Consider the following 26,217-nt stretch of genomic DNA (forward strand, 5'->3'; position numbering starts at 1 on the left):
CGATCCAGCCTATGGCGTGCCATTCGCACGGGCCATGCTTGGTTGATTCGTCATCAACTGCATGCTGATCTAGCGTTGCGCCACGTCCGAACCAAAACAACAAACGCCGGAGGATATATATGCCGCAAGTACCCGTAGCAGAACTCAAGGACTACATTGGCAAAGAGCTGGGCCGCTCCGAATGGTTCACCGTCGATCAGCAGCGCGTCGACCAGTTCGCCGACTGCACGGGTGATCACCAGTTCATCCACATCGACCCAGAAAAGGCCGCGCAGACCCCGTTCGGCGGGACCATCGCGCACGGATTCCTCTCGCTGTCGCTGTTGCCGATGCTGATAGATGAACTGATGATTCGCCCTGAAGGAACCAAAATGGGCGTCAACTACGGGCTCGACAGCCTGCGCTTCATCCAGCCGGTCCGGGTCGGTTCGCGGGTTCGCGTCGCAGCGACATTACTCGACGCCTACGAGAAGAATCCCGGCCAGTGGCTGCTCAAATCGCGGGCCGTGATGGAAATCGAAGGTGTGGAAAAACCTGCCTACATTGCCGAGACCCTGGCGCTCTGCGTGGTCTGACCAGACGGGCACAGTTGTCGCAGCCCGCTGAGTTTGCGGCATACTGCGGCGTCAGCCCTCTGGATAGCCGCATGCGCCACCTCGTTCCACTGTTGTTCGCCTGTTTTTTGACCGCGTGCGGCGATGGCGAGCCGTTGCTGCCCGCCGACGCTGTGCTGCCTGATGGTGGTCGTTACCGGGGCGAGGTCATCGACGGCCTGTTGCAGGGTGAAGGGCGTATCGACTACCCCAACGGCAGCTATTACCTCGGATCATTCACCGACGGACAGTGGCACGGCCAGGGCATCTGGCAAGGCGCTAATGGCGATCGCTACGAAGGCGGCTTCAGACACGGGCTGTTCAATGGCCCAGGTCGCTTCAGCTACGCCACCGGCGGCGTCTACGAAGGGCATTTCGAGCAGGGAAGCCTCAACGGCACGGGCCGCTACAGCGAGCCTGGCCTGAGCTATGAAGGCGCATTCAAGGATGGCCTCTACCACGGCGCTGGCAAGCTGCAGGAGGCAGACGGCATCAGCTACGAAGGCGCGTTTGTCAGTGGCCAGCCCGATGGCGAGGGCACCCGCAGCGACGCCAGCGGCGTCTTCACCGGCACCTTCACCGACGGCCGACTCAGCGGCGACGGCCTTTACCGCGGCAACGACGGCGAGCACTACCTGGGCCAGTTCAAGGACGACCTCTTCCATGGCCAGGGCCGCTACGAAGATGCTGCCGGCAATGTCTGGAATGGCGAATTCAACGACGGCGAACTGAGCGGCAAGGGCGACTATGTCGGTGCTGACGGCACGCACTACAGCGGACACTTCAAACGCTGGCAGTACCACGGCGAAGGTGACCTCCGGCAGCCAGGTGGTGACCGCTACACAGGTGGTTTTCGTGATGGCCAATTCAATGGCACCGGCACCCTGTTTCTCGCTGACGGCACTCAACGGAGCGGCACCTGGCGAGCCGGACGTCTAAGCCAGGATGCTCAAGGCAGGCCCCTCGCCGACCCGCTGGAGATCGGCCTGCTGCGCCAGGGGCAGCTGCTGAAGGACGCCCTTGATGCGGTGCCGCCATCAACCCCGGCTGCCGAGCTGTATAGCCTGACCCTTGCCGGTGATGGCCAGCAGAGCGTGTTTCTGCGCGAAGTCGGCTATGTCGACAATCTCTTGGCCGACCGCTTCGCCGCCCGCGGCCAGATAAGCCTCGTCAACCACCGCGACCATCTCACTGATCGGCCGCTGGCAACGCGCGAAAACCTCTCGCGCGCGGTTGCCCGGTTGGCCGAGCGCAGCGGCCCGGAAGACCTGATCTTCATCTATTTGACCAGTCACGGCTCGGCCGACCATCAGCTGTTACTGACCCAGCCCCGACTGGCTCTGGAAGATCTGCCAGCCACAGACCTGGCTGCGCTGATGCAGCCACTCGCCGAACGCAACAAGGTCGTAGTCATCTCGGCCTGCTATTCCGGCGGTTTTATCGAGCCCCTGAAAAGCCCGAACACGCTTGTTATTACCGCAGCTCGTGCCGACCGGGTGTCGTTCGGCTGCTCCGAGGAGAGCGACTTCACCTACTTCGGCCGCGCCCTATTCACCGAGGCCTTGCAGGCAACGCCAGATATTGTGCAGGCATTCACGCTGGCACAGGCGAGGGTTGCCGAACGGGAACAAGCCGACCACTATCAGGCTTCGGAGCCGCAGATATGGGCACCCGAGCAGGTTGTCGAACACTGGCGGGCGCTGAGCAAACAGCAGCCAGCGCCATCTGACTGATCGTTACAGGAAGCCAAACCATGTATTTGACGCCACAGCGTATTTTGCTTGCCGGCGCCACCGGGCTCACCGGCGAGCACCTGCTCGACCGCCTGCTCAACGAACCCACAGTGGAGCGCGTGCTCGCCCCCAGCCGCAAGCAGCTGGCTGCGCACCCGCGGCTCGAGAACCCGGTTGGCCCGCTGCAGACGCTGCTGGCGCAGCTTTCAGGCGAAATCGACACCGCGTTCTGCTGCCTGGGCAGCACGCTGAAGGAAGCCGGAAGCCAGGAAGCCTTTCGCGCCATCGACCATGATCTGGTTGTCGCCTTTGCCCGACGCGCCCGGGAATTGGGCGCGCGGCACCTGCTGGTCATCAGCTCGCTGGGCGCCGACCCAGACAGCTCGATTTTTTACTGTCGGGTCAAAGGTGAGATGGAGCAGGCGCTACGCGCGCAGGGCTGGCCGCAGCTGACCATCGTGCGGCCTTCGCAGCTGCTCGGCCCGCGCATGGAGGTGCGGCCGGTCGAGCGCCTGACCGCCCCGCTCTCCTATCTGTTGCCAGGCAAATACCGCGGGATCTCGGCCTGCATCCTGGCGCGTGCGCTCTGGCGGCTGGCACTGGAGGAAGCCGAAGGTACGCGGGTGGTCGAGTCGGACGAGTTGAGGCGGCTGGGCAGATAGGCACATAGACACATAGGCGGGAGACTTTCATGACCATGGGCCGCCCCTACACAATCCGGGGCGGCATCACGTCGCTCACGTGTGAGCGAGCCATGCCCGCGAACCTAATCGCCGGAGGCCAGAGGCGAGTCGATACTCTCGGCGTCGTCGAGCTTTCAGCGGGTCGGACCCAGCAACTGCTCTTCGCTTGGCTGCCAGCCTCAAGCTACTTTTTCCTCGCAACCCTCCAGCTTGCAGCGCTGTTATCGTCTTTTAGCTCTTGATGAAGTGCTCGCGGTAATGGCGCAGCTCGGCAATCGACTCGCGGATGTCATCCAGCGCCAGATGCGTGCCGCCCTTCTTGAAGCCAGCCAGCACCTCTGGCGCCCAGCGCGCCGCCAATTCCTTGAGCGTCGAGACATCCAGGTTGCGGTAGTGGAAGTAGGCTTCCAGGCGAGGCATGCGGCGATAAAGGAAGCGCCGATCCTGGCAGATGCTGTTTCCACAGATAGGCGACTTACCTTTCGGCACCCACTGTTCGAGAAACGCCAGCGTCTGAGCCTCGGCTTTCTCGGTAGAGATCTGGCTGTCGCGCACCCGCTGAGTCAGGCCGGAACCGCCATGTTGACGTGTGTTCCACTCGTCCATGCCGGCGAGGATTTTATCGCTCTGATGGATGGCGATAACCGGTCCTTCAGCCAGCACGTTGAGCTGGCTGTCGGTAACGATGGTGGCCATCTCGATGATGACGTCGTTGTCCGGGTCCAGACCGGTCATTTCCAGGTCGATCCAGATGAGGTTTTGTGGGTTCTGCATGGTGAACTCCTTAGGCGTGGCGCGCAGTTTAGCCGCTCGCGGAGTAGCCGTCAGGTTGCGCGACTGCACCGGGCCGCCAGATCAGCAGGCGTGAATGCCGCCAGTCATCGATGGCGAGGGTTTCCTGCGCTTCAACGCCAGGCACGTCGAAGCTGTTGCTGATCAACAGCGCGTTCGGGCTCATCTCAGTCCGCGCCTTCTGCCACAACGCCGGCATGGGTGCAGGCGAAAGAAAGCAATAGACCACATCGTAACCAGCGAGCGGCTCGCGCCAGAAGCTGCGAAAACGCACCTGGCAGTTGCGCTGGAACAAGCAGCGCAACCAGCACAATACAAAGGTCAGCGGCGCCGTTTCGACGCCGACGAAACGTGCCGACGGATAAAGCCGCGCCAGCCGCAACAGGGTCCCGCCGAGCCCGCTGCCCAGATCGATGAAACTGAAGCCGTCGGGCAGCGCTGCAAGCCGATGCGCCAGCCGATGCTCGGCTGCGGAGCCGGTGAGATACAGAGGCACCCGCTCGGTCATGGCATTCCAGTTCAACATCAGCAAGATCATAAAGCCGACCAGCAGCAACCAGGGTGGCAGTGCATGGTCCTGCAAAAGCACCAACCCCGGCACGAAACCAAAATTGATCGGCAGCCACCAGCGCGACAGCCCGAGGCGCTGACCGATCAACGCAGCAAGCGCGCCTTGCAGACAAGCGGCCCCCAACAGGCTCAGGTGCCAGCCCAGAAACCGCGCCAACGCGAGCAGCAACAGCCAGCACAGCAGCAGCGACAGCAGTTGGCTGAGCAACGCCAGCAAGGCGGGGTGACGCGTAAGTGAGGAGACAGGCATGGGCGCTCGCCGCCAGCAGTAGAGGCTGGCTAGTCTACCGGCCGGAAGCCCAGCAAAAACAGGCCCGCAGCGTGTACTCACCGGCATGTTAGACTCGCCCTCCTTTAATACCTGGGCACCGCACGCAATGGCCAAACGCCAACTCAACCGCCGGCAAAGCTGGCGCATCGAGAAGATCCAGGAAGAACGCGCCACTCGCGCGGCGCGGCGTGAATCACGCGCGGTGGAAGAACTCGAGGGCGGCGATCTCGGCCCGGAGCAGACCGGTCTGGTCATTGCCCACTTCGGCGTGCAGGTCGAAGTCGAGGCTCAGGAAGGCGAGCACTGCGGTCAGGTGTTCCGCTGCCACCTACGCGCAAACCTGCCGGCGCTGGTGACCGGCGATCGGGTGGTCTGGCGTCCGGGCAACCAGGGCATCGGCGTCATCGTCGCGCAGCTGCCGCGCCAATCCGAACTCTGCCGGCCTGACACACGCGGCCAGCTCAAACCGGTGGCTGCCAACGTCGATCTGATCGTGATCGTGTTCGCGCCGTTGCCGGAACCCCATGCCAACCTCATCGATCGCTATCTGATCGCAGCCGAGCATGCAGGGATCACGCCGCTGCTGCTGCTGAACAAGGCAGACCTGATCGATGCGCAGAATGAAGGTGCGCTCAACGCCCTGCTGGCGGTCTACCGCACCCTGGGTTACCCGCTGATGGAAGTGTCTGCACATGACGGCGCGGGCATGGAAGCGCTGCAAGCGCGCCTCGACGGGCACGTCAGCGTATTTGTCGGCCAGTCCGGGGTGGGCAAATCGTCGCTGGTGAACAGCCTTTTGCCCGGTATCGACACCCGAGTGGGCGCGCTGTCAGAAATGACCGGCAAAGGTACGCATACCACCACGACCGCGCGATTGTTTCATTTCCCCGGCGGTGGCGAGCTGATCGACTCCCCAGGTATTCGTGAGTTCGGCCTGGGCCACGTAAGCCGTTCTGATGTCGAAGCGGGTTTCATCGAGTTCCAGGAGTTGCTGGGTCACTGTCGCTTCCGCGACTGCAAGCATGACCGCGAGCCAGGCTGCGCCTTGCTCAAGGCACTGGAGCAGGGACAGATCCAGCCTCAACGTATGGCCAGCTACCGACATATCATCAGCAGTCTGCCGGAAGCCGACTACTGATGCGCTGACGGCAGGGTGAACTGCCGGCTCAGTTACCGCCGGGCTGGTCGAATTGCAGCACGCCATCTTCGAAAATATTCAGCCGCTCGCGCAACTGCGGCGCTTGCAGCGGGTCGGGCGGTGCAGCCGAGGGCGCCGATACATCTTCTGTAGATGGCGGCTCCGAGGTCGCACCCTCGCCCGTCGCATCTGACTGCTCGCCTTCGATGTCACGCTGCGCTTTCTTGGTCAACACCAGGATATCGATGCGGCGGTTGACGGGATTCAGCGGGTCCTGTCTATCGAACAGGGCCGAAGAGGCATAGCCCACTACCCGGGCAATTTGCTCGTCTGGATAGCTGCCAGCAACCAGCGTGCGCCGAGCCGCGTTGGCGCGCCCGGCCGACAGCTCCCAGTTGCCGAAATCGCCATGTCCTGAATAAGGCTTGGCATCGGTGTGACCGCTGATGCTGATCTTGTTCGGCACCGCACGAATGGTGTCGGCCATCGCCAGCAGAATGTCTTCGAAGTACGGCTGCAGCTGGGCGCTGCCCAGGGCAAACATGGGTCGGTTGGCCGCATCCATGATCTGGATGCGCAAGCCGTCCTGGGTGATCTCGAACAGGATCTGGTCCTTGAAGCGCGTCAGCTCGGGATTCTCATCAACCTTGTTCTGCAACTCCTGAAGCAGCAGTTCGAGACGTTCACGCTCCAACTGGTCGGCGAAGGTTTCCGCCTGATCGGCATCCATCCTCGATTCGCTCTGCTGGATCGCTGGATCAACCTCCTCATTAAGGGTGCGGTCCGGCGATGGCGTAGGCGTACCGCCGAGATCGATGACGTGCGGGCTCGCGCTCTCGGTGAAACCGATGGGGTCCTGGAAGTAACCGGAAATGGCTCGCTTCTGTTCGGGCGTGGCCGAAGACATCAGCCACATCACCAGAAAGAACGCCATCATGGCGGTCGCAAAGTCGGCGAAGGCGATCTTCCAGGCGCCACCGTGGTGGGCTGCAGCGACCTTCTTGATCCGCTTGACGATGATTGGCTGGGTATTGTCCATGGGTGCGGTTAGCTGCCACGCACTGCTTGTTCAAGCTCGGCGAAGCTTGGACGGTGTGCTGGCAGCAGCACCTTGCGGCCGAATTCCACGGCCAGCGTCGGCGGCATCCCCGAAGCAGAGGCGACCAGTGTCGCCTTGATGCCCTCATACAGATTCAGCTCCTCCTTGGCATCGTGCTCGAGCGCCGCCGCCAGCGGGCCGAAGAAGCCGTAGGAGGCGAGGATGCCGAGGAAGGTACCGACCAGCGCCGTACCGACCTTCTCCCCGATCTCGGCGTTGGTAGCCGACGCCAGCACCGACATGGTGATGACGATGCCCAGCACCGCAGCCACGATCCCCATCGCCGGCAAGCCGTCAGCAACTTTCGCCACGGCGTGAGACGGATGCTCAAGTTCTTCCTTGAGGCCGTTGAGCTCCATGTCGAACAGCCCTTCCAGCTCGTGCGGCGCCATGTTGCCGGACGACATGATGCGCAGGTAATCGCAGACGAAGGCGGTCATCCGCTCGTCCTTCAGGATTGCCGGGTACTTGCTGAATATCGGACTGGCTGCGGGCTCTTCGATGTCGGCCTCGACGGCCATCATGCCCTCACGACGGCTCTTGTTGAGGATCTCGTAGAGCAGCCCCAGCACTTCCAGGTAGTACTTGTGAGTGAAACGGTTGCTGAACATCTGCAGCGACTTCTTGAACACGATCTTGGTCGTGCTCCCGGGGTTCGCCTGTAGGAAGCCACCCAATGCGGCACCACCGATGATCATCACCTCGAACGGGTGGATGAGCGCGGCAGCGTGGCCGCCGGACAGGATGAAACCGCCAAGGACGCTGGCGATTACCACGATAATGCCGATTATTTTTGCCATAGGTAGGTACGTCTAAAACCTGATCTCAGGGCACCTGAAACAAGCCGCGCGATGTCGCACGAACTCGATTGGGGTCAGGCGGAAGGGCAAATGAAAAGAATTGTTCTGGTTATCGGAGCTTTTGCGCCAGACTAAAGGCCATCCCGATGAAATGCTAGTTTGGCGGCGCCATGACTACGACACCACTCCCCCGCTCGCTTGGCGCCTGGCTCAAGACCTTGGACGCCGTTGTCCTGCCGGCGGCCGCCGGCCGCTATGCACGTGTTCAACAGGCGCTGGGCGACAGCAGCCTATCTATGCGCGAGATTTCAGACCTCATTCAGGAAAGCCCTGCCCTGGCACTCACGGTGATCCGCGAGGCCAACCGCAGCGCAGCATCAACCAGCAAACCGGCCGAGAGCCTTGAGGTTGCGCTTAGCCGTATCGGGCTGAAGCGCGCCGAAGTTCTGTTCGCCAAGGTGCCAGCCGCTCAGCCAAACGATATTCCGGCGCCCTTGCGGCAGCTGATGTTGATCAGCAGCCACGCCAGCCAGCAGGCTAACGGGCTATTCGCCTCACGCCTGGCGCGGCTCTGGCAGGAAATTCACTGGAGCAGTCTGCTGTTCCTTTCACCCGTGTGGGCGCTGGTTGCCGCGCACCCGGAGCTATTGGAAATCTGGGAGCAGCGCGTCCTGGTCAAGCACGAGCCCGCTCGCCAGGTCGAACAGTCATTGCTTGGCGTCTCGTTGCTTGAGCTGTGTATCGCCACCGCCGAACATTGGGGCCTGCCGCGCTGGATCGCCCAAGGCTACCGGCTTCTCAACGAGCATCGGCGCATGCTGATCAAAGCACTGCACATCGCCCGCGATAATGAACATCCGTTGCATCAGCAACAGATGCTCGACGCCGACCCTGCGCTGCGCCGCTGGCTCACCTTGCCGAGCAACACCATCGTGCTTGCAAACGGTCTGGCGCTTTCGGCACACCACAGCTGGAGTGGCATTCACAGCCTGCGCTGGCAGCGGCTCGCCGGCCTCTACCTGCAGGTCCCTCTCGCCGAATTGCAGCAGATGACCCATCAGCAAGCGGCCATCAGTGCCCGAGCGATCGGGCCAACCGATCTCTGGCATCCGGCCCAAGGGCTGCTCTGGCCTTGGGAAAGCACATTCCAGGTAGAAAAGGCGGCGAAATTGCCGGACACCGAAACCCTGGCCCAATGGCGCGAACATTGCCGCGAGCTGCTCAGCGTCCCTTGCCCATTTGACAATGTACTGCAACTCACCGCGACAGCCTGTAAAGCGCTGACGTGCTCGGGCATGCAGCGCGTACTGGTGCTGCTGGTAGATCGCAAGCAGCACCGTCTGGTCGTTCAGCAAGCCAGCGGATTGCCAAACGAGGCAAACCGGCTGTCGCTGGAACCCGAGCAAAGCCAGGTGTTGCACAGGCTGCTGGAAAAGCCAGCGTTACTGCGGCTCAAGCCGGATAATCTCGCCCAATTCACTGCGCTGTTGCCTGGCGCGCTGAAAGCGCTGTTCCCCAGCGAGCACGTGCTGTTGCGCTCCGTCGGTCTGGATGATCGCGTGGTGATGCTGCTGGTGGTCGATCAGAACAACACTGCATTCAGCGAGATGGGCTTGCAGGCCTTCACCAAGACGGTCCAGTGCATCGAGCGCGCCCTGACGACGTTCAGCAAACGCGCCCGCTGATTTTTTCGCTAGACTGCTCCTTTCCGTCCGTTCGAGGCTTGCCGTGTCCGCCTTTTCCACCCTGCCGCTGGTAATCGAACCGGCCGTTCTGGCCGAGCGCCTGAATGCGCCCGAGCTGATTCTGGTCGACCTTACCAGTGCGGCCCGCTACGCCGAGGGCCACGTGCCTGGCGCTCGCTTCGTCGATCCCAAGCAGACTCAGCTCGGCCAACCACCGGCGCCGGGGCAACTGCCAGGCAAACCTCAGCTGGAAGCACTGTTTGGCGCGCTGGGGCATCGTGCCGACGCTGTCTATGTGGTCTACGACGACGAAGGCGGAGGCTGGGCCGGCCGCTTCATCTGGCTGCTGGATGTCATCGGCCATTCCAATTACCACTACCTGAACGGCGGGTTGCACGCCTGGCTGGCAGAACAGCGCCCCCTGTCGCAGGACAGCCCTGCCGCTGCAGGCGGCTCGGTCCCCCTACAGTTGGACGAAACCCCTAGCGCGACCCGCGAGTATCTCGAAAGCCGGCTCGGTGAGGCCGACCTGGTGATCTGGGATGCGCGCTCGCCGGAAGAGTATCGCGGCGAGAAAGTGCTCGCAGCACGCGCGGGGCACATTCCCGGCGCAATCAACTTCGAGTGGACCGCAGCCATGGACCCGGCACGCGCCATGCGCATCCGCGAAGACATCGCTGAACGGCTGGAAGCACTCGGCATCACCGCCGACAAGGAAATCATTACCCACTGCCAGACGCATCACCGCTCCGGCTTCACCTACCTGCTGGCCAAGGCATTGGGCTATCCGCGCGTCAAGGGATACCCTGGTTCCTGGGGCGAATGGGGCAATCTGCCTGACACCCCGATCCAGCAATGAAAAGGTCATCCATGAAAGATCGCTTGTTTGTATTCATCCAGTATCTGCTGCCGCATCACCTGATTTCGCGCCTCGCCGGCTGCCTCGCCGAGTGCCGCCTGCCCTGGGTGAAGAACACCTTCATCAAGGCCTTCATTCGCCATTTCGGCGTGCCGATGCACGAAGCACAGATCGAAGAGCCGACTGCTTTCGAACATTTCAATGCGTTCTTTACCCGCGCGCTGAAAGACGGCGCCCGCCCGCTCGACCCGACCCCAGGGGCGATCCTCAATCCCTGCGACGGCGCCATCAGCCAGCTCGGCAAAATCGAGCAAGGGCGAATCTTTCAAGCCAAGGGCCACAGCTACAGCGTGATGGAGCTGCTCGGCGGCGACCACCAACGTGCCGCGCCCTTCATGGGGGGTGATTTCGCCACCGTGTACCTGTCGCCCAAGGACTACCATCGGGTGCATATGCCGCTGGCTGGAACCCTGCGAGAAATGGTTTACGTACCGGGCCGCATCTTCTCGGTAAACACAGTCACCGCCGAAGGTGTCCCGGAACTGTTCGCCCGCAATGAGCGCGTGGTTTGCCTGTTCGATACCGAGCACGGGCCGATGGCCATGGTGCTGGTCGGCGCGATGATCGTCGCCAGCATCGAGACCGTGTGGGCCGGCCTGGTTACGCCGCCCAAGCGCACGCTCAAGACCTTTCACTATGACGAAGCAGCACGAGCGCCCATCCACTTGGAGAAAGGCGCGGAATTGGGTCGATTCAAGCTCGGCTCCACCGTGATTCTGCTGTTTGGACCCGACCGGATCAGCTGGGCCGAGCAACTGTCGGCGCTGGCACCGGTCAGCATGGGGGAGGGGCTGGGCCAAGCCAAGCCGGCGGGCGACATCGCGGCGCCGGCATCGGACTCGCCTTCGCTCTGACACCCGCCAGCGGTCGGCTGGCGCTGGCCAATTGCTACGGGTTCGCTATGATTGACCGTGACGATTGCATTTTGATATCACGGCATGGCAGCTCGCGAAGCCCATCGCCGCCGCTGGTGGTATGCCTGCGGGCATGCCACGGAGTTTAACGCTTGGATAACCAGAGCCAGCCATTGCTGTTACGCGTGCCGACGCCGGATTGCCAGGAATTATCTTTCTGCGAACCCAGCGCGCGCGGCGTCAAGCGGTGGCTTGCCGGCCTGCCCAAGGCGAACCTTGGCGAGACCGCGCGACAGCTGTATCAGGCCATGCGCGAACTCAATCAGCTGCGCACACCGGCCACAAACCGGCTGCAGCTGCTCGAGCTGCTACGACCGGAAATCCACTTCGTCTGCCGGGAGCTGGAACGCTACTTCATCAACCAGCCTATCGTGCTCGGCGAACGCCCACGCAAGGTCGCCAGCCTGTGTCAGGCACTGAACAACCACCTCGCCATCGGCTACAAACTGATCTCCGCCGAGCTGGTCCCACAGACTGGACGCGACCGCCTGCAGTTGCTCACCATTGCGCTGCAGCGGGCAATCCGCAGCCTCTGCGCCATGCTCGTGCGCTCCACTCAGCTCTACAGCCCCACGCCCGATGGCCTGTGGCTGGAACTGCACCAGCTCTACGCGATAGCCGCCACAAACGACATACACCGCACTCTGGTACATGACGACTTGTGCTATCGGGTCGCCGGCCTCAGCACGGAACAGAGCTATATCGTTGCGCTGATGCTGGGCAGCGCGCGCTGCAACCAGATGCGCCAGCAAGGTATCGGCCAACTTGCGCAACTGCTCGAGCCCTGGAGCGCCTTGGTCCATCTGCAGGCAGGGCTGGGCCCAACCAGCCTGTTCGGCGTATCCCCGCGTATCGATGGTCCACCGCGCTATCGATCGATGTATCCCGCCAGTGCCCGCCCCGATCTGCTCGGCATCGATCCGCATGATCTGGTCAAAGCTATCCAGTCCCACCTGCAGTCACCCACAGAGGCCTCCGAGACTAAAGCGCTGGCCATTCCCGAAGGGCTGAACCCGGATCTGTTGCAGCATCTGACTGCCGCCTGGGGGGACATTTCCGAGCGCAGCTTTCAACGCGCCCCGACACAAGGCTCGATGACCCTGTGTATCGGCATGAGCGCGTTGCATTACAACCTTGCTGGCCAGCGTCCGTTCGGCGAACTACTAAAACGTCCTGACGCGACTCGATCCGCCGTATTCAAGCTGAACAATGCCGCACCTGACGTCTGGTCCGTGGCGTTCGACGCCCAAATCGTCGTGGAGGAAGAGCGACTTCCAGACGAGGCCCCTATTGAGTTCGTTCGCCCTGTTACCGCATCAACCAAGGCGAGCGACGATGATGAGGCTGCACAACCTGCAGCCGATAGTCTGTTTCCCACCTTCGAAGTGCAACGGGTCGACCAGAGCCCAGGCGGCTATTGCCTGTCGTGGCCGGGCGAAGTGCCGGCACAACTTCAGGCAGGCGAGCTGCTCGGCCTGCAGGACGCCAGCAGCCAGACCTGGAGCGTCGCAGTGGTGCGCTGGGTCCGCCAGGTTCGTGGTAGCGGCCCGCAGATGGGGGTTGAACTCATCGCCCCCCAGGCACAGCCCTGCGGGCTTCGCCTCCTGCGCAAGACCGATCAGGGCAGTGAATACCTGCGGGCCCTGCTCCTACCGGAAATCACCGTGATCTCGCGTCCGGCTACGCTGATCGTTCCTCGCCTGCCATTCCAGGAAGGCCAGAAGGTGCAGATCAACCAGAACGGCGACGAACACCGCGCAATGCTCTGCCGTCGGCAAGCGGGCACCAGCAGTTATAACCAGTTCGAGTATCAGTTGGTCGGCCTCACCGCCGCCACCCAAGAGACGTTGATCACAGCGCGGGGCACCCGGGCGACCTCACGGGGTGAAGATTTTGACTCGCTCTGGAACACGCTGTAGATTGCCGATCACCGTTTTTTAGCCTCCACGCCCCTCTATGGTGCGTTCCAAAGCTGCTGCCATGGCCCCGCAAACGAAAACCATCCGCCTGCTGATCCTCGAGGATTCGCAGAATGAAGCTGAGCGACTGGTCAGCCTGTTTCGCAACGCAGGCCAGGCGACGCGCGTTCATCGCCTGACCTCCAGTGAAGACCTGGCCGATGTGCTGCAGCAGACCTGGGATCTGCTGATCAATGCACCGACCAGCGCCAACCTCGATCCTAGCGAAGTCATCGGCGCTATCCGCAAGCAAGCCAAGGATATTCCGGTCATCCAGTTGATCAACGGTAACGATACGGATGCGATTACCGAAGCCCTGACCCTGGGTGCACAGGGCGCACTGCCGCAGGGCGAGGACGAATGGCTGGTCCTGGTCGCAAGCAGAGAGCTGGCAAACCTCGAGGAGCGCCGCGCGCGCCGTTCCGCCGAACTGGCATTACGTGAAGCCGAAAAGCGCTGCCAGCTGCTGCTGGAGAGTTCGGTAGATGCCATTGCCTATGTCCACGACGGCATGCATATCTATGCCAACCGCGCCTATCTCGAGCTGTTTGGCTACGAAGATGTGGAAGAGCTCGAAGGCATGCCGATGATTGACCTGATCGCTTCCTGCGATCAGGGCGAGTTCAAAAGCTTTCTGAAGAACTATCAGAGCCTGCAGGGCAGCGCCGAGCTGACATGCGGCGGGATCCGCGCCGATGGCCGCAACTTCAAGGCGCGCATGCATTTTTCGCCTGCCAGCTACGATGGCGAGCCGTGCATCCAGGCGGTTATTCGGGCAGAGAGCGACAATGCCGAACTGGAAAAGCTGCGCGAGATCAGCAGCCAGGATCTGGTGACCGGTCTCTACAACCGCAACCATTTTCTGGAATCGCTGGACGGCGCAATCGAGCGCGCCGTGAATGCCGGAAAGAGCTCAAGCCTCGCCTACATCCGCATTGATCGCTTCGCCAGCCTGCAAGCCGAGATCGGCCTCGGCGACTCGGATCGCTTGCTGGCCGAACTGGCGCAACTGCTTCGCGCGCAATTCCCAGAGAAGGCCGAACTGGCACGTTTCGGCGATGATGCGTTCGCGGTATTGATGCCCGAGGCGGCGCCAAAGCAGCTCGAGCAGCCTCTGACCGAGTTGCTACGCAAGGTCGAAGGACACCTTTTTGATGTCGGTGGTCGCACCGTTCAGACCAGCCTGAGTATTGGCGTCGCCGCCCTCGACGAACAAACGGCGAAAGCGCGGGACGTGATTGACCGCGCCCACCGCTGCGCCGAAGAGCTGACCGATGGTAACGCCCTGAGAACCTACGATCCGGCCCGCGAACTTGCAGCCGCTGCCAGCCGCGGCAACATCCTTGCCATGCTGCAGCAGGCGCTGGAAAGGAACAGCTTCCGCCTGCTGTTCCAACCGATCATCAGCCTGCGCGGTGATAGCCACGAACACTATGAGGTGCTACTGCGCCTGCTCGATTCAGAAGGCACCGAGGTGCCGCCGGGCGAGTTCCTCGATGCGGCGAAAGAGGCAGGGCTGGCTACCAAGATTGATCGCTGGGTGCTGCTCAACTCAATCAAACTGCTCGCCGAACACCGCAACAAGGGCCACAGCACGCGGCTGATGGTTCACCTGTCGGGGGCAAGCCTGCAGGACCCATCACTGCTTGGCTGGCTCGGGGTCGCACTCAAGGCCTCCAAGCTGCCACCCGATTCGCTAGTTTTCCAACTTGACGAGCACGACGCCGTCGCTTACCTGAGGCAAGCCAAGGCGCTCACCCAGGGGCTTGCCGGGCTCGGCTGCCGCGTCGCCCTGAACCAGTTCGGCTGTGTGCTGAATCCGCTCAATACGCTCAAGCACCTCAATGTCGATTTCGTGAAGATCGATGGTTCCTATACCCAGGACCTGAGCCGTCAGGAAAATCAGGAAGCGCTCAAACAGCTCCTGGCACAGCTCCATGAACAGGCCAAGCAGACCATTGTGCCGTTCGTAGACAGCGCTACCGTACTGGCTACGCTCTGGCAGGCAGGTGTCGGCTATATCCAGGGGCAATATCTACAGGGCCCCAGCCAGTCGATGGACTACGACTTTTCTTCCGACGAGGATTGACTCTCCGCGGCGCCGGCTTCACAGCGACGGCCTGCACCGCCTCACCTCGCGCCCAGCGCAATCGCGCTGGAATTGACCTCAGTCAGCCTCGACCGCTGTGACTGGACTAGAGTGCTCTGACCTAGTCTGCGAGGAAAGCATCATGACCATGATGAGAGCCGCCGCGTTCGTCGAACCCGGTCGAATCGAGCTTGTTGACAAACCTATCCCCGACGTCGGCCCCAACGACGCACTTGTCCGTATCACCACCACGACCATCTGCGGCACCGATGTGCATATTCTCAAAGGTGAATACCCCGTCGCCGCCGGCCTGACCATCGGTCACGAACCCGTCGGCGTGATCGAGAAGCTCGGCAGCAATGTACAGGGCTACCGGGAGGGTCAGCGCGTCATCGCCGGAGCGATCTGTCCGAACTTTTCCTCCTACGCGAGCCAGGACGGCCTTGCCTCGCAGGACGGCGGCTGCGCCTGCCACGGCTATAAGCCGATGGGCGGCTGGCGATTCGGTAATACCATCGACGGCACCCAGGCCGAGTACGTGCTGGTCCCTGACGCACAGGGCAACCTGGCACCGGTCCCTGACGGTCTCACTGACGAGCAGGTGCTGATGTGCCCGGACATCATGTCCACCGGATTCGCCGGCGCCGAAGCGGCCAAGATCAAGATTGGCGACATAGTGGCCATCTTCGCCCAAGGGCCGATCGGTCTCTGCGCGACCGCCGGGGCACGTCTGCGAGGTGCCGGGATGATCATCGTCGTCGACGGTGTCGATGCACGCCTGGACATTGCGCGGCAAATGGGCGCTGACGTGACGTTGAATTTCAAGCAAACGGATGTGGTGGAGGAAATCCTCCGGCTCACCGGCGGCCGCGGCGTCGACGCCTCCATCGAAGCACTTGGCCAGCAGGCAACGTTCGAGAGCGCCTTACGCGTGCTCAAGCCTGGCGGCACGCTGTCTAGCCTGGGCGTGTATTCAGCGGACCTGACCATTCCACTTGGCGCCTTCCATGCCGGACTCGGCGACCACAAGATCGTGACCTCACTGTGCCCGGGAGGAAAGGAACGGATGCGGCGGTTGCTGAACGTGGTGGCCTCGGGGCGCGTGGACCTCGCACCATTGGTGACCCATCGTTACGCCCTCGACGACATCACCAGCGCCTATGAGCTCTTCGCCAATCAGCGCGACGGAGTGCTCAAGGTGGCGATACAGCCATAAGACAAGCTGCAGCTGGAAGCTAAAGCCTCAACCGCTTAGCTTCCAGCTCAGCTATTCCGTTCCTTCACGGTCGCGGAAGCCAAGCAAGTAAAGAATTCCGTCCAAACCCAATGTCGAGATAGCCTGCTTGGCCGACTGCTTGACCAGTGGCTTGGCTCTGAAGGCGACACCCAACCCCGCCAAGCCGAGCATCGGCAGGTCATTGGCACCGTCGCCGACGGCAATGGTCTGCTCCAACCGCAAGCCTTCCCGCTCCGCCAGCTCGCGGAGCAGATCGGCCTTGCGCTGCGCGTCGACAATGGGCTCCTGAGCGACACCGGTGAGCTTGCCATCGACTATCTCCAACTCGTTGGCATAGACGTAATCGATGCCCAGTCTGGCTTGCAGCTGTTTGGCAAAATAGGTGAAGCCGCCCGAGAGGATCGCGGTCTTGTAGCCGAGGCGCTTCAGCTCGGCGAACAGCAGCTCGGCGCCTTCGGTGAGCCTGAGCCGGGCACCCACCTCTGCCAGCGCGCGCTCCTCAAGACCTTCGAGCAATGCCAGGCGCTCGCGGAAGCTCGCGCGGAAATCCAGCTCACCGCGCATCGCGCGCTCGGTGATTTCCGACACCTGATCACCAACCCCTGCCACCTTGGCCAGCTCGTCGATGACTTCCGCCTCGATCAGCGTCGAATCCATGTCGAACACCGCCAGCCGGCGATTACGCCGGAAAACCGAGTCACGCTGAAACGCGATGTCGACGTTGAGCTCCTGCGCCACACTGAGAAACTCTGCGCGCAGCGCAGCGGTGTCGGCAGGCTCGCCGCGAACCGAAAATTCGATACAGCCCTTGCCCAGTTCCTCCGGCATATCCAGCGGCTGGCGACCCGACAGCCGATCTATGTGATCGATGTTCAGCCCATACTTGGCAGTGATCGAGCTAACCCGCTGCAACTGCTCGGCAGTCACCTTGCGGGTCAGTAGCGTGACGATGTGCCGGGGCTTGCCCTGCCCGGCCACCCACTGTTGGTAGTCTGCCTCCGCAACGGGCGTGAAGCGCACCTGCTGGTCATGTTTATACCCCATGAACAGCACGTCCTTGAGGACAGAAGAAGCACGTTCGGTATCAGGTATTTCCACCAGGATGCCAAACGACAGGGTGTCGTGGATCACGGCCTGACCGATATCCAGAATATTCACACCACCTTGAGCGAGTACGCCGGTGATTGCCGCGGTCAGCCCGGGGCGGTCTTCCCCAGTGATGTTAATCAGGACGATTTCGCGCAAGGCGCAGCTCCCATGTAAAGAAGACGGGCATTCTATAACAGCAGGACTGTCGCTGAACGCTGCCTCACCGCACCAGTTTCCAATCCACATTTGCTTTGGCGCGCCTGCAATTCGTCTGCTTTGACCGATGACCTTTAGCCCCCACAGCGCTTTCCGTATACTGCGCGCCACTTTCCTCAAGAGTAGAGCCGCGCTCTGTGAACCGGCCCGCATCCGTCAAACCCGACAATTTCTTCCTGCTGATCTACCGTGCACTGCGCCAGCGTCGTGTTCCGCTGGTTCTGCGGGTAGCCAGCCACACGCTACTGTTGGTCGCGCTGGCCTTGATCATCTACGCCTGGGTCATGGGCATGCAGTTCAAGCATGCCATGGAACAGCAGGCCGATGCCCTCGGCCAAAGCCTGATCACCCAGACGGCCTCTTCGGCGACGGATTTGCTGGTCGCCAACGACATCCTCAGTCTCAATGTCCTGCTGAGCAACCTGGTGAAGAACCCGCTGGTGGCGCACGCCGCGATCTACAGCGTCGACAACCGCGTGCTGGCGGAGTCCGGCGCGCGCCCGCAGCGAAATCTGCTGGGTGATGAGGAAGGCCTTTACTCCACCCCCATCAGTTTTCAGGAGGTGATTGCGGGGCACTTGCGCATCAGCCTCGATATGCAGCAATTCCAACAGCCGATGACCATCAGCCTGCAAAGCATGGGCTTGCTCAGCCTGATCCTGCTGGCGCTTACGCTGACGCTCAGCATGCGCCTTGGCCGGCAGTTGTCCCTCCCCTTGATGCAGTTGCGTCTGTGGTTGCGCGACCCCGATGATCCGGCGCCCGGTGCGGGCAGGCAAGATGAGATCGGTGAACTGGCGCGGCAGCTGCAGGCACGCCTGGTCCCCGAGAAGCCAGAGCCGGAAATCGAGCTGGACGACAGCATGGAGGATCTCTATTCGGCGCATTTCGAGGTGCCTGTCGCCGGTCCGGTCAACAACTACGAACGTTCTGACACGGATCTTCGGAGCCATCTCGACGATGCGGCTGGGAGCCTGCCGACGGAAGATCATGCCACCGATGACTCATTCGATGAGCCCAAGTCGCAGCCAGCGCCTGCCCCAACCCCAGCAGCGCACTCCCCCGCAGCGCCAGCCACGACTGGCAAAAGCGGTGTGCTGGCGATTCAGCTCGGTGCTCAGGAGCAACTGCGCCGCCTGCCACGCGCACAGCTGACCGAGCTGCTGCAGCGCTACAGCGACTGTCTGCAGCAGGCTTCGACTCTGTATCAGGCCGAACTGCATACGCTCAACGACGGCAGCAGTTTGATGCTCTTCCACAGCCAGGACGATGAGCAGAACTACCTGACCCATGCGCTTTGCTGTGGCGAGCTGATGCGCGCGCTGGGCCACGCCTTGCAGATCGAAGTCGCCGATAGCGGCATCACCTTGCAACTGCAACTTGGGCTCACTCAAGGCGAAGGGCTTTATGACCTGAGCCAGGGCGACCTTCTGCTCAGCGAGCCAGCACAAGCCGCGCTAGCCATGTCCCAACACAGCCGTAACCTGTTGTTGGTTGAACGAGGGATTGGCGACGACAGCCTGATTCGCCAGCGCGCTCGTATCCGTCCCATCGCCAGTCCAGAGGGCGCCTGCTGCGTTGAGCGGCTGCTCGAACCCTACCCATCGCTACTGGAGCGGCAGCTCGCTCGCATGCACGAGCTGCGCAGCCGTAGCTAACGGCCACGAACCGAAAGGCGCCTCGGCATTGTTCGCGGGCATGGCCCGCTCCTACGGTAAGTCCGTGCTCACGAAAGGGCCTTTGGGTTCGCGGGGGTGGTCGCGACATGGGTAGGAGTCGGCCGATGGCCGCGAACGCACCCTTGGCTTCGCGGGCGTGATCCCGACATGGCAGGAGCGGCTGATGGCCGCGAAAGCTCTTTCATCCAGGCATAACGCCCTTAGAAGCGAAACACTTCCAAGTCGGTTCTGATCGGTTCTACCGCGGGGATTGCCGGGGGCGCCTCCGGTTTGCTCGGCGCTTTACTGACGCTGCGCCCGGTGCGCGTCTTGGCTACCATTATCGGCTTTACGGCGCTCGCCATCATTTCGCTAAGCCGCTGCAGAAGCCGGCTTTGCGCCCGCACCTGATCGGTTGTGCTGCCCTGATGCTCCTCCTGCAACCGAACCAGACGACTGCTCTGCCGTTTACCCTGCCCGTCCAGCAAGCGCCACTGCGCTTCCAGCACAGCCGGATGCTGCGGACCAGAATCCAGGCGGGTGATTTCAAGCTCGATACGAATGTCGGGGTCGAAGCCCTTGCTGCCCGGGCTCAGCTCCAGGCTCTGGGTCTTCAAACGTGAAGCCAGTTGGCGTAACAGCAACTGGTTGACGTCGCCTTGCAGATTTCCCGCCCAGCGCGCCTGCTGGTCATCAGCGGCGAGGCTCCCATCCGGAAGCCGCTGCAGCAAGGCGTCGTGCTGCAGATAATCGGCCAACTTCACCGGCCCCAACAGGACCGCAGCGCCATCTTCCGCTTGCGCTGGCATCTCCACATTGCCGTTGTCGAGGCGATACATCGGCACGGGTTGGGTGACACAGCCGGCCAGGCCGGCACAGGCAAGTAGCAAAAAAGTTGTGAAGCGTCGCACGTTCATCTCTACCTTTGCACCGGGGCTGGGGCGAAATCGCAAGGCGGCTAGCTGTTCGCACCGCAGCCGTCACTTACCGCTAACCACCGCGCTGATTGTTTTTTAGCCGGCGACGCAGCCGGCGATTGCAGCCGCCGCGTCGCAAATCGGAAAATCGAAAGGCGGCTATCTTCCGCGAAACCTCCATCAGAAGCCAGCCTCTAAGACGCCTCCGACTCAGTGTCTTTACTCGACCAGCAGCGCATCCACTCGCTGGAAGCCGCGTGGCAGCTTGTTGCCACGCCGCCCGCGCTCGCCCTTGTAGTGTTCCAGATCATCGCTCTTCAGCGAAAGGGTTCGCTTGCCGGCCTGCAAGACCAGCGTCGCTCCTTCCGGCAGCACGGCGAGATCCGTCAGATACTCCTCACGGCTGGCAACCCGGTCACCCGGAATGCCTATGATCTTGTTGCCTTTGCCCTTGCCCAGCTGCGGCAAGTCGCGGATCGGGAATACCAGTAGACGCCCCTCGGTCGTAACGGCCGCCAGCCAGTCCTGGTCGCGGCTTTTCAGCGGTCGCGGCGCGACGACTCGCGCACCGGCCGGCAACGACAGCAATGCTTTGCCCGCCTTGTTCTTCGCCTGCAGGTCTTCACCCTTGACCACGAAGCCGTAACCGGCGTCGGAGGCGATGATATACAGCGAGTCGTCATCGGGCAGCAGGACGCACTCGAAACCGGCGCCCGGAGGTGGCGTCAGGCGTCCGGTGAGCGGCTCGCCCTGACCCCGGGCCGAGGGCAGCGAATGGGCTGCCAGCGAATAGCTGCGCCCGGTCGAATCGATGAACACGGCGTACTGATTGGAGCGCCCTGCAGCGGCCGCTCTGAAACCGTCGCCAGCCTTGTAGGACAGCCCGGTGGCGTCGATGTCGTGGCCCTTGGCGCAGCGCGCCCAGCCCTTCTCGGAAATCACCACGGTGACTGGTTCGGAAGGCAACAACTCGTTTTCCGAAAGCGCGCGGGCTTCGGCGCGCGCCACGATCGGCGAGCGGCGGTCGTCGCCGTAGGTTTCGGCGTCGGCGATCAGCTCCTTGCGCACCAGCTTCTTCAGCTTGGCTTCGCTGCCGAGCAACGCCAGCAACTTATCGCGCTCCTTGGCCAGCTCGTCCTGCTCACCGCGAATCTTCATTTCTTCCAGCCGCGCCAACTGGCGCAAGCGGGTGTCGAGGATGTAATCGGCCTGCAGCTCGGAGAGCTCGAAACGCGCCATCAACACAGGCTTGGGCTGATCCTCGGTACGGATGATATGGATCACCTCGTCGAGGTTGAGAAAGGCAACCAGCAAACCTTCCAACAGATGCAGGCGCCGTTCTACCTTGTCCAGACGGAACTGCAGGCGTCGGCGGACGGTACCGATGCGGTAGGTCAGCCACTCGCTGAGCAGCACCCTGAGGTTCTTCACCTGCGGTCGGCCATCCAGGCCGATGACGTTGGTATTGACCCGGTAGCTCGACTCCAGCTCGGTGGTAGCGAACAGGTGCTGCATCAATTCGTCGGCAGCTACCCGGTTGGAGCGCGGGATGATGACGATCCGGCAAGGATTTTCGTGATCCGACTCGTCACGCAGATCGGCCACCATCGGCAGCTTCTTCGCCTGCATCTGCGCGGCGATCTGTTCCAGCACCTTGGAACCGGACACCTGATGCGGCAGCGACGTAACCACGATATCGCCGTCCTCGACGCGATATACCGCACGCATCCGCACCGAGCCTCGGCCGGTTTCGTAGATCTTCAGCAGATCGGCACGGGGCGTGACGATCTCCGCCTCGGTCGGATAGTCCGGGCCTTGCACATGCTCGCAGAGCTGTTCAACAGTCGTATCGGGCTCGTCGAGCAGGCGCACGCAGGCGGCAGCGACTTCGCGCAGATTGTGCGGCGGCACGTCGGTGGCCATGCCCACGGCTATGCCAGTGGTGCCGTTGAGCAGCAGGTTGGGCAGACGCGCCGGCAGTGTCGCCGGTTCGTCGAGGGTACCGTCGAAGTTCGGCACCCACTCCACAGTCCCCTGCCCCAGCTCGGACAATAAGACCTCGGAGTAGCGCGACAGTCGTGCTTCGGTGTAACGCATGGCAGCAAAGGACTTGGGATCGTCCGGCGCGCCCCAGTTACCCTGACCGTCGACCAAGGTGTAGCGATAGCTGAATGGCTGGGCCATCAGCACCATGGCTTCGTAGCAGGCCGAATCACCGTGAGGGTGGAACTTGCCGAGCACGTCACCCACCGTCCGCGCCGACTTCTTGTGTTTCGAATCGGCGTTCAGCCCAAGCTCGCTCATCGCATAGATGATGCGCCGCTGCACAGGCTTGAGCCCGTCGCCGATATGCGGCAGTGCGCGATCCATGATCACGTACATCGAGTAATTCAGGTACGCCTGCTCGGTGAAGTCGGCGAGCGAGCGCCGCTCCACGCCGTCCAGGCTCAGGTCGATAGTTTCGCTCATGGTCGATCCGTGGCGTGTTGGCGCAGCACCAGAGTGCCGGCGCGCTGGGTGAATTCGAGTTGTTTCAGGGCACTCATGCCGAGCAGGATCTGCTCACCGCCGAAGCCGGGCGCCACGATGGCACCTACGTCGTGCAGCAGAATGTCGCCAAGAGCAAGGCTGTCCAGCACGGTGCGGTAACCGGTGGTTTGCCCATTGGCGGTGTGCAGCATCACCGGAGCGCCGCGAGGCAGGCCGAGGCGATCGCCCAGCTCGGCGGGAATCGCGACATCGGTGGCGCCGGTGTCCAGCAGAAAGGTCACTGTCTTGCCATTGATCTGGCCATCGGCCACGAAATGCCCCTGCGGGTTGCTGTCCAGGTGCACCGCTATCTGCTCGCCCTGGATGACCGACACCGGTTCGCGATTGGGATTGAACCGGCTCTGCTCCCATTCCGAAAAAAACCGCGTGGCCAGCAGCAACCCAGCCCCCCAGGCCAGGACCAGCATGATGCGCCCGGCGCGACGCCCGGCAGGCTGACTCACTGCTTGGCACCCCAGCCGCCCTTGGGCGCAGCAAAGCGCCAGACGACGGGACGCTTCTCGCCGTCGGCACGCGTAAGCTCATTGTTGTCGAGCCCGATCCAGGCGCCTTCTGCGTCAACCCAGAGGGCTTCGGCATTGCCGAAAGGCGTGTCGTAACGGCGCGACTCAGCCATTGCCGTGTCTGCATAGGACCAGCAGGCCTCACGGTGCCCATTCTCCACATTCCGCCGACAGACCCGGTGAGTCACCGGTTCGAGCGTAAACAGTTTTCCGTTATGGAAGGTGAGCCCTGAAAAGCGCCGCGGCTGGGTGTCGTCGCCCATCTCGGGGGGCGTTGAATCGCGCCCGCCGCCGACCAGCAATACACAGCCGCCAGTACAGCGCCAGCTGTTCTGCGTTCGGTGGGTCACCATCAAACCTCGGCGACTGTGCTCTGCGGCCAGCCACAAACGATCGGCGCCCGGATCGACCGCCACGCCTTCGAACATGGCGTTGAACTTGAGCAGCATCCCGCTGGCCCGCGCCTGACGCACCACCGCACCCGGCAAATTGAGCCACTCCGCAGTGCCCGCTGGATTCACCCGCAGCACAGCGGCATACGCTTCGCTGACCAGGTAACGATTGCCCAGGCTGTCGCAGCTCAGGCCTTCGAAATCCATCTCACCACCGCGCAGCATGCCGGTGAACGCGGAGCGCATACGTACGCCCCACGACAGCCCGGTATTCGGCACGGGAGGCAACTCGAAACGCTCGGCCTCGGCCTGCCAGACGGCATCGCTGGCATCGAGGCGGTACAGGACATTGTCCTCTCGGTCCGATACTGCCCAGAGTGCATCACCGCACCAGGCCAGCCCTGACAAATTGCCCGCGGCAACCCCTTCGACGGGATGCTCGCTGAGCATGGTCAGTTCGGGCGCAGCCGTTGCCGACGAGAAAGGCACAGCCAGCACGGCCAGCAGCGCCACCCAACGAAGGTTCAAAGCAGCACCTCCGCGAGGTTGCCCTTGGACTCCAGCCAGCTCTTGCGATCGCCGGCGCGCTTCTTGGCCAACAGCATGTCCATGATTTCCCGCGTGCCGTCGAAGTCATCCAGGGTCAACTGCACGAGCCGGCGTGTGTTCGGGTCCATGGTGGTTTCGCGCAGCTGAGGCGGGTTCATCTCACCCAACCCCTTGAAGCGCGTGACCTGCGGCTTGCCACGGCGTTTCTCCGCCAGCAGGCGATCGAGGATACCGTCACGCTCGGCTTCGTCGAGCGCATAAAAGATGTCCTTGCCCAAGTCGATGCGGTACAGCGGCGGCATGGCCACATACACATGACCGGCATCCACCAGCGGCCGGAAATGACGAACGAACAATGCGCAGAGCAGGGTTGCGATGTGCAGACCATCCGAGTCAGCGTCAGCGAGGATGCAAATCTTGCCGTAGCGCAGCTGGGAGATGTCCGCCGCGCCCGGATCGACGCCGATCGCCACAGCGATATCGTGCACCTCCTGGCTGGCCAGTACCTCGCCGCCGTCGACTTCCCAAGTATTCAGGATCTTGCCGCGCAACGGCATGATTGCCTGAAACTCCTTGTCGCGCGCCTGTTTGGCAGAACCGCCAGCGGAATCACCCTCGACCAGAAACAGCTCGGAGCGCGCCGGGTCCTGCCCAGCGCAGTCGGCCAGCTTGCCGGGCAGCGCCGGGCCCTGGGTGACACGCTTGCGCTCGACCTTCTTGCTTGCCTTGAGCCGTCGTCCGGCGTTGCTGATGGCCAGCTCGGCCAGTTGCAAGCCCAATTCCGGATGGGCGTTGAGCCAGAGACTGAACGCATCCTTGACCACGCCGGAGACAAACGCGGCGGCTTCCCGCGAAGACAGACGTTCCTTGGTTTGTCCGGAGAACTGTGGTTCTTGCATCTTCGTCGAGAGGACAAAGGCGATCCGCTCCCAGACGTCCTCAGGCGCGAGCTTGACGCCGCGCGGCAACAGGCTGCGGAACTCGCAAAACTCGCGCATGGCATCCAGCAGCCCCTGGCGCAGGCCGTTGACGTGGGTGCCGCCTTGCGCAGTGGGGATCAGGTTGACGTAGCTTTCCTGAACACTGTCACCGCCTTCCGGTAGCCACAGCAGGGCCCAGTCGACCGCCTCCTTGCTGCCGGCCAAGCTGCCGCAGAAGGGCTCGTCCGGTAACCGAGCGAACTCGCTGACGGCGTCGACCAGATACGAGCGCAGGCCATCTTCATAGTGCCATTCGGTTTTTTCCCCGGTGTTCTTGTCCTCGAAACTGACATTCAACCCCGGACAAAGCACGGCTTTCGCCTTGAGCACGTGCTTGAGCCGGCTGATGGAAAACTTCGGCGAGTCGAAGTATTTCGGGTCGGCCCAGAAATGTACGCTGGTCCCGGTATTGCGCTTGCCGACCGCGCCAATGATGTCCAGCTCACTGGCCTTGTAGCCGTCGGTAAAGGCCATGCGGTATTCGTTTGCGTCCCGCTTGACCGTCACCTCGACCCGCGTCGACAGTGCGTTGACCACCGAAATACCTACGCCATGGAGGCCGCCGGAGAACTGGTAGTTCTTGTTGGAGAATTTGCCGCCAGCGTGCAGCTTGGTGAGGATCAGCTCGACGCCTGAAACCCCCTCCTCCGGATGGATGTCCACCGGCATGCCGCGACCATCGTCGATCACCTGAAGGGAATTATCCTGATGCAGGATGACCTGGACCGAGCTGGCATGACCCGCCAGAGCCTCATCGACGCTGTTGTCGATGACTTCCTGGGCCAGGTGATTGGGCCGCGAGGTATCGGTGTACATCCCCGGACGCTTGCGCACCGGATCAAGGCCGGAGAGGACTTCAATGGCTTCTGCGGTGTACGACAT

The 26,217-nt window shown here is 62.3% G+C and carries 21 protein-coding genes; 11 read left to right on the plus strand and 10 right to left on the minus strand.

From position 1 onward, the window contains the following. Positions 1-119: 119 nt before the first annotated feature. From BUE09_RS01755 to BUE09_RS01765, 3 genes are all read left to right on the plus strand, one after another. Entirely contained in the window at positions 120-575 is a 456-nt protein-coding gene (locus BUE09_RS01755) for a MaoC family dehydratase (protein WP_073298991.1), read from the plus strand. 71 nt (positions 576-646) lie between these two features. Continuing rightward, positions 647-2,326, plus strand: a complete 1,680-nt coding sequence (locus BUE09_RS01760) for a C13 family peptidase (RefSeq protein WP_073298992.1) — start codon at positions 647-649, stop codon at positions 2,324-2,326. Positions 2,327-2,346: 20 nt separating this feature from the next. Continuing rightward, the gene (locus tag BUE09_RS01765) at positions 2,347-2,988 is read left to right on the plus strand and encodes an oxidoreductase (protein ID WP_073298993.1); all 642 of its coding nucleotides are present in this window, start codon (positions 2,347-2,349) and stop codon (positions 2,986-2,988) included. A gap of 252 nt (positions 2,989-3,240) precedes the next feature. On the opposite strand, the gene orn is transcribed toward BUE09_RS01765, so the two are convergent. Together orn and BUE09_RS01780 are read right to left on the minus strand one after the other, a co-directional pair. After that, entirely contained in the window at positions 3,241-3,783 is a 543-nt protein-coding gene (gene orn / locus BUE09_RS01775) for an oligoribonuclease (RefSeq protein ID WP_073298995.1), read from the minus strand. 28 nt (positions 3,784-3,811) lie between these two features. Then, a complete protein-coding gene (locus tag BUE09_RS01780) occupies positions 3,812-4,621 on the minus strand; it encodes a trans-aconitate methyltransferase (RefSeq protein ID WP_073298996.1) in 810 nt (269 codons plus the stop codon). A 127-nt stretch (positions 4,622-4,748) separates the two neighbouring features. Between BUE09_RS01780 and rsgA the strand changes: the two genes are divergently transcribed. Then, positions 4,749-5,780 (plus strand): small ribosomal subunit biogenesis GTPase RsgA, encoded by a 1,032-nt coding sequence (gene rsgA / locus BUE09_RS01785; RefSeq protein ID WP_073298997.1) that lies wholly within the window; start codon positions 4,749-4,751, stop codon positions 5,778-5,780. Positions 5,781-5,808: 28 nt separating this feature from the next. On the opposite strand, the gene motB is transcribed toward rsgA, so the two are convergent. Both motB and motA read right to left on the minus strand, forming a co-directional pair. Then, positions 5,809-6,819 carry a flagellar motor protein MotB gene (motB, locus tag BUE09_RS01790; protein ID WP_073298998.1) on the minus strand — a complete coding sequence of 337 codons (1,011 nt, stop codon included), beginning with the start codon at positions 6,817-6,819 and terminating at the stop codon, positions 5,809-5,811. Between the two features lie 8 nt (positions 6,820-6,827). Next, positions 6,828-7,679, minus strand: coding sequence for a flagellar motor stator protein MotA (motA, locus tag BUE09_RS01795; RefSeq protein ID WP_073298999.1), 852 nt, complete (start codon positions 7,677-7,679; stop codon positions 6,828-6,830). 170 nt (positions 7,680-7,849) lie between these two features. On the opposite strand from motA, the gene BUE09_RS01800 reads away from it, so the two are divergent. From BUE09_RS01800 to BUE09_RS01825, 6 genes are all read left to right on the plus strand, one after another. Then, positions 7,850-9,364: an HDOD domain-containing protein gene (locus BUE09_RS01800; protein WP_073299000.1), complete on the plus strand. Its 1,515-nt coding sequence runs from the start codon at positions 7,850-7,852 to the stop codon at positions 9,362-9,364. 43 nt (positions 9,365-9,407) lie between these two features. Next, a complete protein-coding gene (locus BUE09_RS01805) occupies positions 9,408-10,223 on the plus strand; it encodes a rhodanese-like domain-containing protein (RefSeq protein WP_073299001.1) in 816 nt (271 codons plus the stop codon). Positions 10,224-10,234: 11 nt separating this feature from the next. Further along, a complete protein-coding gene (gene asd, locus BUE09_RS01810) occupies positions 10,235-11,137 on the plus strand; it encodes an archaetidylserine decarboxylase (RefSeq protein ID WP_073299002.1) in 903 nt (300 codons plus the stop codon). Between the two features lie 152 nt (positions 11,138-11,289). Continuing rightward, on the plus strand, positions 11,290-13,116 hold the full coding sequence (locus BUE09_RS01815) for a molecular chaperone (RefSeq protein ID WP_073299003.1): 1,827 nt from the start codon (positions 11,290-11,292) through the stop codon (positions 13,114-13,116). 61 nt (positions 13,117-13,177) lie between these two features. Continuing rightward, entirely contained in the window at positions 13,178-15,244 is a 2,067-nt protein-coding gene (locus tag BUE09_RS01820; protein ID WP_073299468.1) for a GGDEF/EAL domain-containing response regulator, read from the plus strand. A 139-nt stretch (positions 15,245-15,383) separates the two neighbouring features. Beyond that, the gene (locus BUE09_RS01825) at positions 15,384-16,460 is read left to right on the plus strand and encodes an NAD(P)-dependent alcohol dehydrogenase (protein WP_167369767.1); all 1,077 of its coding nucleotides are present in this window, start codon (positions 15,384-15,386) and stop codon (positions 16,458-16,460) included. 51 nt (positions 16,461-16,511) lie between these two features. On the opposite strand, the gene serB is transcribed toward BUE09_RS01825, so the two are convergent. Next, a complete protein-coding gene (gene serB, locus BUE09_RS01830; RefSeq protein WP_019340011.1) occupies positions 16,512-17,726 on the minus strand; it encodes a phosphoserine phosphatase SerB in 1,215 nt (404 codons plus the stop codon). A 197-nt stretch (positions 17,727-17,923) separates the two neighbouring features. Between serB and BUE09_RS01835 the strand changes: the two genes are divergently transcribed. Next, positions 17,924-19,444 carry an AhpA/YtjB family protein gene (locus BUE09_RS01835; protein WP_073299005.1) on the plus strand — a complete coding sequence of 507 codons (1,521 nt, stop codon included), beginning with the start codon at positions 17,924-17,926 and terminating at the stop codon, positions 19,442-19,444. Positions 19,445-19,665: 221 nt separating this feature from the next. Here the strand turns inward: BUE09_RS01835 and BUE09_RS01840 are convergent, their stop codons facing one another. From BUE09_RS01840 to parE, 5 genes are all read right to left on the minus strand, one after another. Then, a complete protein-coding gene (locus tag BUE09_RS01840) occupies positions 19,666-20,361 on the minus strand; it encodes a PqiC family protein (RefSeq protein ID WP_073299006.1) in 696 nt (231 codons plus the stop codon). 219 nt (positions 20,362-20,580) lie between these two features. Then, on the minus strand, positions 20,581-22,830 hold the full coding sequence (gene parC / locus BUE09_RS01845; protein ID WP_073299007.1) for a DNA topoisomerase IV subunit A: 2,250 nt from the start codon (positions 22,828-22,830) through the stop codon (positions 20,581-20,583). Further along, positions 22,827-23,354, minus strand: a complete 528-nt coding sequence (locus BUE09_RS01850; protein ID WP_073299008.1) for a retropepsin-like aspartic protease family protein — start codon at positions 23,352-23,354, stop codon at positions 22,827-22,829. The genes parC and BUE09_RS01850 overlap by 4 nt, the downstream gene beginning before the upstream one ends. Then, positions 23,351-24,334: an esterase-like activity of phytase family protein gene (locus tag BUE09_RS01855; RefSeq protein WP_073299009.1), complete on the minus strand. Its 984-nt coding sequence runs from the start codon at positions 24,332-24,334 to the stop codon at positions 23,351-23,353. Before BUE09_RS01855 ends, BUE09_RS01850 begins: the two co-directional genes overlap by 4 nt. Next, positions 24,331-26,217, minus strand: coding sequence for a DNA topoisomerase IV subunit B (gene parE / locus BUE09_RS01860; RefSeq protein WP_073299010.1), 1,887 nt, complete (start codon positions 26,215-26,217; stop codon positions 24,331-24,333). Before parE ends, BUE09_RS01855 begins: the two co-directional genes overlap by 4 nt.

The organism is Stutzerimonas xanthomarina DSM 18231 (assembly GCF_900129835.1).
GTDB classification, from domain to species: Bacteria; Pseudomonadota; Gammaproteobacteria; order Pseudomonadales; family Pseudomonadaceae; genus Stutzerimonas; species Stutzerimonas xanthomarina.